We start from the raw sequence: 1,360 nt of genomic DNA on the forward strand, positions 1-1,360 counted from the left end.
TTATTTCAGAGCAGATTTCATCGCTGCATTACAAGAATATTGAGTAGCTGGTGGGTTTTTAAAATGCGATTGCTTTTTATTTCCCGGGCATATCCACCAGTAGTAGGCGGTTTGGAAAATCAAAACTTTGCAATTCATCAAGCGTTATCCGGGAAGTTGTTGGTTAAGTCGATCATTAATACAAAAGGGAAAAAAAATTTAGCGCTCTTTTTAGCCCTGGCCTTATATAAAGCATTATTCAAAGCTGGCAATGCCGAAGTAATTCTTCTAGGTGATGGGGTATTGGCCGTCATCGGCTGGGTTATTAAAATGGCGAAACCAAAGGCGCGCGTGGTCTGTATTATTCATGGCTTGGATGTCACTTATACGAAACCCATTTACCAATTTTTCTGGCTAAAGATTTTTTTGCCACGCCTTGATGCCATTATTGCGGTCAGTCAGGCAACCGCCCAAGCAGCTATTGATAAGGGTATTATCAATAGCAAAATCACAATTATTCCAAACGCCGTATCAAGCCCGGAGATAAAATTCGATCAATCCTTGCTTACTAAATTGAAGTCGGATTTTAAAGCCGAAAACCAGTTTGTTTTATTGACGATCGGAAGATTGGTAAAGCGCAAAGGCGTCAACTGGTTTATTCAAAATGTCATGCCCAAAATTAAGGATCAATATATTTACTGGGTTGCAGGTGATGGGCCGGAAAGAATGGCCATTGAAAAAACTATTGAGCAATATAACTTGCAAAACAATGTGGTTTATTTTGGTTTGGTATCTGAAGAAATGAAGGCGGCCCTCTATGCTTCAGCAGATTGTTTTGTGCAGCCCAATATTCAAGTCATGGGTGATATGGAAGGATTCGGTTTAGCCGTGTTGGAAGCAAATTCCTATGGTTTGCCGGTTTTGGCCGCAAAACTCGAAGGCTTAATCGATGCGATCACGGATAATCAAAACGGTTGGTTTTTTGAATCTGAAAACGCAAACAGCTTTGTCCAAAAACTTCAGGAGTTGAAAGTAAGTCAGGTCGATATGAAAGCTGCCGGCGAACAAGCAAAAGCTTTTTCTGAACTGCATTTCTCCTGGGATAAAATTGCTGATCAATATATAGCTGCTTTCAAAAAGCACGGATAGCAAACGCTCATTGGCTAAAAAAATGGGCATGGGATAATTTGTAGAACTTTAAACTTGATCTGACAGTGATTGGTTTTTCAGGAGTGTTTTCAGGCTAAGTTTAAGGTTCTGCAATTTAATTCTTATTTATCCAACTTTTATCATTGTTTTACAAAGGAAATAATGGAGTCATTTCGAACTTAGATTTGCTAAATCTTGCAGAACCTTTGAAATCACATCAACCCAATTACCG

Annotated in this window: 1 protein-coding gene; it reads left to right on the forward strand. The window is 39.2% G+C overall.

What is annotated here, in order from left to right:
• A partial coding sequence (locus tag C0512_RS15775) for a glycosyltransferase family 4 protein (RefSeq protein ID WP_290863294.1) occupies positions 1 to 1,128 on the forward strand: 1,128 nt, incomplete at its 5' end.
• Positions 1,129 to 1,360 lie beyond the last annotated feature (232 nt).

Origin of the sequence: Flavobacterium sp. (assembly GCF_013822155.1) — a bacterium.
Taxonomy (GTDB): Bacteria; Bacteroidota; Bacteroidia; order Flavobacteriales; family Flavobacteriaceae; genus Flavobacterium.